10 protein-coding genes are annotated in these 7,690 nt (G+C 58.0%); 4 read left to right on the top strand and 6 right to left on the bottom strand.

The genetic code is table 11. The features are described from left to right. Positions 1 to 133 precede the first annotated feature (133 nt). Positions 134 to 595: a hypothetical protein gene (locus CINSTRO3249_RS10465; RefSeq protein ID WP_125933169.1), complete on the top strand. Its 462-nt coding sequence runs from the start codon at positions 134 to 136 to the stop codon at positions 593 to 595. A 1,147-nt stretch (positions 596 to 1,742) separates the two neighbouring features. Here the strand turns inward: CINSTRO3249_RS10465 and CINSTRO3249_RS10460 are convergent. Then, entirely contained in the window at positions 1,743 to 2,168 is a 426-nt protein-coding gene (locus CINSTRO3249_RS10460; RefSeq protein WP_074013240.1) for a VOC family protein, read from the bottom strand. A gap of 119 nt (positions 2,169 to 2,287) precedes the next feature. Between CINSTRO3249_RS10460 and CINSTRO3249_RS10455 the strand changes: the two genes are divergently transcribed. Further along, positions 2,288 to 3,172 (top strand): LysR family transcriptional regulator, encoded by an 885-nt coding sequence (locus CINSTRO3249_RS10455; protein ID WP_074013239.1) that lies wholly within the window; start codon positions 2,288 to 2,290, stop codon positions 3,170 to 3,172. A gap of 269 nt (positions 3,173 to 3,441) precedes the next feature. Here the strand turns inward: CINSTRO3249_RS10455 and CINSTRO3249_RS10450 are convergent, their stop codons facing one another. Together CINSTRO3249_RS10450 and pxpB are read right to left on the bottom strand one after the other, a co-directional pair. Beyond that, positions 3,442 to 4,434 (bottom strand): 5-oxoprolinase subunit C family protein, encoded by a 993-nt coding sequence (locus tag CINSTRO3249_RS10450; protein ID WP_254304347.1) that lies wholly within the window; start codon positions 4,432 to 4,434, stop codon positions 3,442 to 3,444. Further along, the gene (gene pxpB / locus CINSTRO3249_RS10445; RefSeq protein WP_254304346.1) at positions 4,425 to 5,090 is read right to left on the bottom strand and encodes a 5-oxoprolinase subunit PxpB; all 666 of its coding nucleotides are present in this window, start codon (positions 5,088 to 5,090) and stop codon (positions 4,425 to 4,427) included. Before pxpB ends, CINSTRO3249_RS10450 begins: the two co-directional genes overlap by 10 nt. A 230-nt stretch (positions 5,091 to 5,320) precedes the next feature. Here pxpB and CINSTRO3249_RS10440 point away from each other — a divergent pair, with 230 nt between their 5' ends. Continuing rightward, positions 5,321 to 6,094 (top strand): LamB/YcsF family protein, encoded by a 774-nt coding sequence (locus CINSTRO3249_RS10440; RefSeq protein WP_074013236.1) that lies wholly within the window; start codon positions 5,321 to 5,323, stop codon positions 6,092 to 6,094. On the opposite strand, the gene CINSTRO3249_RS17655 is transcribed toward CINSTRO3249_RS10440, so the two are convergent. Together CINSTRO3249_RS17655 and CINSTRO3249_RS10435 are read right to left on the bottom strand one after the other, a co-directional pair. After that, positions 6,091 to 6,366: an NAD(P)-dependent oxidoreductase gene (locus tag CINSTRO3249_RS17655; protein WP_254304345.1), complete on the bottom strand. Its 276-nt coding sequence runs from the start codon at positions 6,364 to 6,366 to the stop codon at positions 6,091 to 6,093. The two genes, CINSTRO3249_RS10440 and CINSTRO3249_RS17655, sit on opposite strands and share 4 nt — an antisense overlap. Before the next feature lie 19 nt (positions 6,367 to 6,385). After that, complete coding sequence (locus tag CINSTRO3249_RS10435; protein WP_254304344.1) at positions 6,386 to 7,063, bottom strand: NAD(P)-dependent oxidoreductase; 678 nt, start codon at positions 7,061 to 7,063, stop codon at positions 6,386 to 6,388. A 229-nt stretch (positions 7,064 to 7,292) separates the two neighbouring features. On the opposite strand from CINSTRO3249_RS10435, the gene CINSTRO3249_RS17650 reads away from it, so the two are divergent. Continuing rightward, entirely contained in the window at positions 7,293 to 7,415 is a 123-nt protein-coding gene (locus tag CINSTRO3249_RS17650) for a DUF1989 domain-containing protein (RefSeq protein ID WP_254304343.1), read from the top strand. A gap of 37 nt (positions 7,416 to 7,452) precedes the next feature. Here the strand turns inward: CINSTRO3249_RS17650 and CINSTRO3249_RS10425 are convergent. Then, positions 7,453 to 7,690 (bottom strand): integrase core domain-containing protein (locus CINSTRO3249_RS10425; RefSeq protein WP_143146883.1); only part of this gene is annotated, 238 nt, incomplete at its 5' end.

The following is a 7,690-nucleotide window of genomic DNA, read 5'->3' as shown; positions in this document are numbered from 1 at the left end:
ATTTTGCAGCACATTAGGCATGATGTTTCACATCTCTGAGTTAAATATGCACAGCATAACATTTCATCAGGAAAAGGTGACATTTCTACTTTGCGGGATTAGTTGACATTTTAAACTTGCAATAACACGCATTTTGGACAAAATGCCCGCAACTGATATTAAAGCCTTGAGGCATTTGTTGGGCTTTATACGCATGATTGATAATAGCCCGCCGGAACTCAGGAGCCAATTTAGCCTGGAGGGACGGTTCCGCCAGGGGCGCATCTCGGTGCGCCTGAGTTACGATGATACGGTGATTAGAGAAGTTTCATTAACCGAAGAAGCTTTCGGTTTATTGAATAGCGTCTTCACGGTTGATAAGCGTGGCGCGATGATCTATGACGAGCGAGCGGGCAACGGCCGCGCCGGCGGTAAGCTCGAGGCCCGGTTTATTGCCGCCTGCGAAAAATGGCTTAGGTCTGGCGCCGGTAAAACCACGCCGCCGGAAGGCCAATCGCACGTGGAAATCATCCATTTGACGCCCTGGCGCGACAAAGGACGTTTCGCGCAAGGGTTACGAGGTCTGCTCGAGGGTGTCACCCAGCAACGATATTGACTTTTGTTGCCACGCCCCGCTATTGCCGCCACGCCAGTGCATGGCGGCAATAGCCCAAGAGACGGCGGCAAAGCCCAAGAGACTGTGGCAAAGCCCAAAAGACGGCGGCAAAGCCCAAGAAACGGCGGCGAAGCCCAAGAAACGGTGGCGAAGCCCAAGAAACGGTGGCGAAGCCTAAAAGACGGCGGCTAAGCCCAAGAGACGGCGGCAAAGCCCAAGAAACGGTGACAAAGCTCAAGAGACGATGGCAATAGCATAAAATTCGATGATATTAGCGTTTAGACGGTTGGATTAATGCAAAGGACGGCTGTACCCGCGCAGGAGAGGGTGTTAACAGCGCGAGGAGAGCTCGCGCTTCAAACCTCCATAGGTGTGGGAGAACGCAAACATGCCATACGCCAGCTATCAATGTCAGGGCATTAGCTATGCGTGATTATCGGTGTTAGCCGGGATTTTTATGGAAAAAGAATGTATCCCGTTTCCTATTCGTGCTTAGAATTTTTATGCGAGGTGCTTATTACTTTGAGTTGGTAAGCACAGCCCGCTTGCCAAGAATAAAATAAATAAAGATCCCCAGCAATAATAGAATAATATAAAAGACAACAATAATAAGACGTGCGAGTTTCTTATAGTAATAGGTTAACTTATACACGTGTGATTCCAAACAAAATAATTCTAATTCATTACATGATCAATTGGCTAAGAAGTCAATGGCGGACGCGCGAACTGTTATGTCGGGGAGTAGCACCGTTACCAATAGCAAAGAACGATATAACGGTGTTGGCATAAATCACCGGCGGTAAAAGTGCAGATAAAAGCTAATTTAGTTTGGCAGGGGAATTGGCAGTGGTAATAAAAGTATTCATTAAATGCATTAGGTGAATATAGCGTAATTACCGTGTAAGAATGCACGGCGTTATGGTAACCGGTTTCCCGACTGAATGTGGTGGTCAGGTTGAAGGTGTTTTCAGACCTGAAGCGTGGGAGCTAAGCACGCCAACGCCGGTCAGTCAGGGGGGAGGACTAGGCATTCACGGCCCGCGGTGGCGGGTACGGCATGCGGGCCTTTATTTGGCGGCAGCGGTCGCGCTGGACTGCTGCCGATAAAGCAAAAAGCGGTGCTGGTCGTGGCTAAGCGGCCCTACGCTTACTTGGCAAACAGTTGGCTTCTATCCTTGAAGGCTTTGAATTCCAGCGCATTACCGCAAGGATCGAGCAGAAACATGGTGGCTTGCTCGCCTACCTGACCTTTAAACCGGACATAGGGCTCGATAACGAACGCAGTGGCGAAATCTCGCAGCCGCGCCGCCAGCGCTTCCCATTCTTCCCAGGACAGCACAATGCCAAAATGCGGGACGGGCACGTCGTGGCCGTCCACCGGATTGGTGCCCAGCGCCTGTTGCGCGGGGGTTTTGGCCTGCTCATGAATCACCAGTTGATGACCGTAAAAGTCGAAGTCCACCCACTGTTCGCTGGAGCGGCCTTCCGCCAGACCGAATACGTCCCGGTAAAAGCGACGCGCGGCGGATAGGTTGTCTACCGGAATGGCTAAATGAAACGGGCTCAGGGCTATGGGTTTTCTCCTGTTAATGCCGGGTATCGGCAGCTGCAGGCTATTCTTACCTTGAAATATTTTTATTAAAAGCGAATATTATCGCTACTACTCATAAAAATTTTTGCTAAGTGAATCGCATGTTGCGCGAACTGCATACCTTCATCGCCGTGACCCGCTATGGTACCTTTTCGGCGGCGGGGCAGCGCATCGGCCTGACGCAATCGGCGGTCAGCGCCCAAATTCGCATGCTGGAACAGCATCTCGGCATGCTGTTGTTTGACCGCAGCGGCCGGGCGGCGGTGTTGAATGCCAACGGGCAGCGGGTGCTGCCTATCGCGCAGGAAATCATCGTGCTGTTCGGTCGGATGCGTCAGCCGGCGTCCGTCAGTGAATACGGCGGTACGGTCAGAATTGGCGCCATTTCCACCACGCAAACCGGGTTGCTGCCGCAAGTGCTGCTGCGTCTGCAGCGTCAGGCGCCGAGTCTGGAAACTCAACTCGTTCCCGGCGTGTCGTTCAACCTGCTTAATCAAGTCGAGGCGGGCAATATTGATTTGGCGGTGGTGATTAAACCCGATTTTGTGCTGACCAAGGATCTTTACAGCGAGCCATTGCTGCGTGAGCCGTTTGTGCTGGTCACGCCGCCGGACATGCAGGGAGACAACCCGCTGGCGCTGCTGCGCGACGCGCCGTTTATCCGTTATGATCGCACCTCGTTCGGCGGCAGAATGGTGAGTCAATTTTTGCGTCAGCAGCGTCTGACCCCCAAAATCGCGCTGGAAATCGATGAGATTGACGCGATTGTGCGCATGGTGGAGCATAATCTCGGCGTGGCGCTGGTACCGCTGGCAGGGCAGTGGCGCGAGCGCGCCGATCGCGTACGCGTCGTGCCGCTGGGGGAATCGTTGACTTTTTATCGTGAGCTGATCGTGGTGATGCGTTACAGCTGGCGTCAATCGCCGCTGCATCAGCTTATTACCGGTTTTTTGCGCGCCGCCGCGACCGAGGCCCAAACGGGCTGATTTTGTGCTCAGTCGGCCAGGCCAGACATCTAAGGATTTAGTGAGCAGGGGGCCCCCGGCGTCAGGACGCGGTCAACCCTGCCGCGCACGCTGGCTGCGCGGCAGGGTGCGGCGTAAATCGCCTGGGGCGCTCTTGCGGCAGGGCCGTGCGCACATCTCCCAGAGTGTCCGTGGGGCAGGCTGGTGCGCACATCTCCCAGGGGGTCTGCGCGGCAGGCTCGTGCGTTATATCGCCAGCCCCCCGCAAATGGACAGCGCGTAAGGGGGCTTTATTCTCCGGGCTGCGCCGCCGCGCGCAATTCCGCCAGCCAGCGCTGTAGATGCTGGTGCCGACCTATCCAAAGGCTTTCCGCTTTTTCGACGCTGACCTGCTCAAAGCGCAGGCTATCACCCGGTTTTTGCTGCCCCAGACGGGCCAGATCAGCGCGAATGACGGTGGCGATTTTCGGGTAGCCGCCGGTGGTTTGACGATCATTCATGGCGATAATCGGCTGTCCGTTGCCCGGTATCTGGATACTGCCGCGGGAGATAGCGTCGGAGACAATATTAAAACCCTGCAGATGGGGCACCGGCGGTCCGCTCAGGCGATAGCCCATCCGGTCGCTTTCGCCGCTGACACGGTATTCGCCGGCGAGAAAACTCGCCAGACCAGCCTGACTAAAATGCGTCTGCTGTGGACCCACGACCACCCGGATTGGCCGGCGTTCACGTTGTGGCATCAGTTGCTGCACCGGCAGGCTGTCGGTCGGGGGCCCGGCATGCCGGGTTGCCGCCAGCGGCAGCCAGTCACCCTTCTGCAGTGGCCGGCCGTTAAAGCCGCCGAGCGCGGCGCGCGCCAGCGTAGACTGGCTTCCCATCACCGGCGCCACGGCGAAACCGCCCGCCACCGCCAGATAGCCGCGGGCGCCGCTGCGGGCGCCGCTGCGGGCGCGGATGACGCGCAGTGTACTGCCCGGCTGCATGCTATGGCGGCAATAGGGGGGCAGCACCACGTCATCCAGCGTCATGTGCATATCGCCGGTAACGGCGAAACGGCAGGGAGCGCTTCCCGCCAGGCGCAGCGTGGCGCCGGTCAGGGTGAACTCCAGCGCCCCCATTGCTTCTGTATTGCCTACCAGGGCATTGGCGATGGCAAAACTCATCTCGTCCATCGCGCCCGAAGGCGGCACGCCGCGATCTTCAAAACCGAACCGGCCCGCGTCTTGCAAGGTGGTATAGACCCCGGGGGTCAGCACGTCAAAACCGTTCGCCATTATTGCCATGTCCAGTCGGGAAGATAATCAGGTTGCGCCCGCAGCCGGGTAAAATCCGCTGCGGCGACCGGTGTAAAACGAACCCGATCGCCGGCGCTAAACAAAAACGGCGTCTCGCGATCCGGGACGAAGCTGCGCACCGGCGTGCGGCCGATCAAATGCCAGCCGCTGGGCGCCTCCACCGAACCGACCGCGGTTTGCATGCCGCCGATGCTGATGCTACCGGCCGGCGTTTTCAGCCGCGGTGATTCCCGGCGCGAGGTATGCAGGCGGCTGTCCAGTCCGCCGAGATAGGCAAAGCCGGGCATAAAACCTATCATGTAGACCCGGTAGGTGGCCGCACAGTGCAGGCTTATTACCTGCTGCGGCGTAAGATGGTGCAGGGCGGCCAGGGTGGCCAGATCGACGCCGTGATCACCGCCGTAACTGACCGGAATGGTCCAGCATTTGGCCCGTTGCCCGGGGGCGTCGGGCTTCGTTAGCAGTGCCTGTAGTTGCGTCACCAGCATCGCCTGTCTTATCTGTGTGGAATCGTAGCCGACGGTCAGCGCCCGGTAAGTGGGGATAAGAGAAACGACGCCGGTCATCGCCGCGTCTTTGACTCTGGCCGCCAGTGCGGTGACCCGTTGATTAACCTGTTCATCGATGACTTCCCCGAAGTCCACGCAGATCGGCAATCGGCAAAATGCGCCACGAAGGGGACGTTAAGCTTTGTTGCACGGGAATATCCTGTTAAGCCTTGCATGAAAGCGCGGGGCTTTACTCTGCGGGTGTTTTTGGAATACTTTTGGAATACCAGAAAAACACCGCCACTGCGCCGCGTTTTTCTTCCGCTGATTATTAGGCAAGAATGATGCCAGTGTGCCGTAGACGGTCAACCGGGAGACAAAAAAGCATGTTAATTGATTTAAACAGCGATATGGGCGAGAGCTTTGGCGCATGGACTATGGGCGACGATGCGCGCATGCTGGAGATAGTCAGCTCGGCGAATATCGCCTGCGGCTTTCACGCCGGCGATCCCGAGGTGATGCATACCACGCTGAGCCTGGCCCATAGCCGCGGCGTCGGTGCCGGCGCCCATCCCGGCTTTTATGATTTGCAAGGGTTTGGTCGCCGCCAGATATTAGGGGACAGCCCGGCGCAGATAGAACGGCAAATTGTGTATCAAATCGGCGCCATGCAGGCGTTGGCCAAAAGCGTCGGCACCCCTTTACGCCACGTGAAAACCCACGGCGCGCTGGGAAATCTGGCGGCGGAGGACCCCGCGCTGGCGGTGGCGCGGGCGATAGCCAGTGTGGACCGGGACCTTATCATGGTGGTCATGCCCGGTATGGAAACCGAGAAAGCGGCGCTGGCGCTGGGATTGCCGGTGGTGCGCGAAATTTATGCCGACCGCGCCTATGCCGATAACGGCAACTTGCTCTCACGCAAGCTTGCCGGTGCGGTGTTACACGATCCGCAGCAGGCGGCGACGCGTATTTTGCGCATGCTGGAGCAACAGGCCATCACCACGGTCAGCGGGCGGACATTGCCGTCGCGCATCGACAGTATTTGTGTTCATGGCGACACGCCGGGGGCGGTGGCGATGGCGGCGGCGTTGCGCACGCGGCTTGAGGGACAGGGTTTCACCATCGCGCCGATGCAGGCGGTGCTGGCGGCCGGCGACTAATCCTTGTGCCGCCGCCGGCGCGGCCAGACGCCCGGGTTCACCAGCGAGGCGGGTGGCTCCCCGGTGAGAACCCGCAGTACGCCGTCCACCGCCGCGTTTGCCATCCGCGTCATCGCCTGTTCGGTGGAGGCGGCGATATGCGGCGTCAGCACCGCGTTGGGCAGCCCCAGCAGCGGGTTATCCGGCAACACCGGCTCTTGGTGAAACACGTCCAATCCCGCGCCGGCGATGACGCCACGCGTGAGGGCGTCCGCCAGCGCCCCTTCATCCACCAACGCCCCGCGACTGGTATTAATATAAATAGGCTGAGGTTTTCATCTGCGCCAGCGCCTGCGCATCAATGATATGGCGCGTCTCCGGCAAGGACGGCAGATGCAGCGAAACGATGTCGCTATGCGCCAATAGCGCGGGCAGGCTGTCGGCCTTGGTAAATCCCAGCGCGGCAAGATCCGCCGCCGGCCGACGGGTCAGCACCTTCACGTGCATGCCCAGCCCGCGGGCCAGCGCGGCGGTGGTGCGACCAATGGCGCCAAAGCCGACCACCCCCAGCACGGCACCCTGCAACTCCCGTAGTCCCCCTTCATATTTAAACGCGAAATGGCCGGCGCGCAGCGCGCTGTCCGCGGCGGGGATGCGTTTGGTCAGCGCGAACATCAATGCCAACGCGTGTTCGGCCACCGAGCGGGTATTCATTTCCGGGGTATTAAATACCGCAATCCCTAACGCGTCGGCGGCGTCGACATCGATACCGTCCACGCCAACGCCGTGAACGCCAATGGCACATAAAAAGGGCAATTGCGCCATTTCAGTGCGCGAAAATTGCCCGCTGCGATAAATGGCCGCCACCACCTGGTCGGCGGGAGCGTCGCGGCACGCTTGTGCGCCGACCAACGGCGTGATGCCGTGCGCGCGCAGTCTTTCAATGCCGCAGGCGTGGATAGGTTGCAGGATAAGACAATATTTTTCCATGTTGGGCACCGTGCTGGGTTGGCGATGGCGTCATGGCATTTTTATTGCATTCCTTGTGTATACCAAAGGAATTCCAAAGAAATGCCTGCGTAATCGATGTCAGTAAGGAACCTTATGAACTCAAAAAAGCATAGTTTTGTCAACGGCTTCCGGCTGGAGGCCGGCCACGGTGTCGCGGTGGCGCTCAGCGCCGGCGATATTCTCGAAATAGAAAATCCGGGGAAATCAGGTGGTCGATACCTGGGCCGTCACGCAGGCGGATGTGCTGGAATATTCTTCAATGGACCATACGCGTTCGGTCAACAGCAATCTGTTCTACCAACCCGGTATGACGGTGGTTAGTCAGCACTGAATAACCCCGAGTTTATTAGAGAGTAATTTTGGCAATACTACGCCGCTTCCTCTGATGCTAATTGCAAAGCGTAATAGTTCATTTCGGCTTCAGTAGGAGGGATGTAACCCAGCCGCCCGAGCAGCCTTCTGTTGTTGTACCAGTCCACCCAGTCCACCCAGTCCAGCGTGGCCAACTCCACTTCCGTCCGGTTTTTCCAGCTCCCGCGGTGGATAACCTCCGTTTTGTACAACCCGTTGATACTCTCTGCCATCGCATTATCGTAGGAGTCGCCG

Source organism: Candidatus Sodalis sp. SoCistrobi (genome assembly GCF_900143145.1).
Lineage (GTDB): Bacteria > Pseudomonadota > Gammaproteobacteria > Enterobacterales > Enterobacteriaceae > SoCistrobi.
The sequence above is the reverse complement of the archived record's forward strand: the minus strand, read 5'-3'. Positions and strand labels throughout refer to the sequence as shown.

Coding starts and splice junctions, on each gene's coding strand:
- CINSTRO3249_RS10455 (WP_074013239.1), top strand. CDS start 2,288: ATGTTGCGCGAACTGCATACCTTCATCGCCGTGACCCGCTATGGTACC.
- CINSTRO3249_RS10450 (WP_254304347.1), bottom strand. CDS start 4,434: ATGGCAATAATGGCGAACGGTTTTGACGTGCTGACCCCCGGGGTCTAT.
- CINSTRO3249_RS10440 (WP_074013236.1), top strand. CDS start 5,321: ATGTTAATTGATTTAAACAGCGATATGGGCGAGAGCTTTGGCGCATGG.
- CINSTRO3249_RS10435 (WP_254304344.1), bottom strand. CDS start 7,063: ATGGAAAAATATTGTCTTATCCTGCAACCTATCCACGCCTGCGGCATT.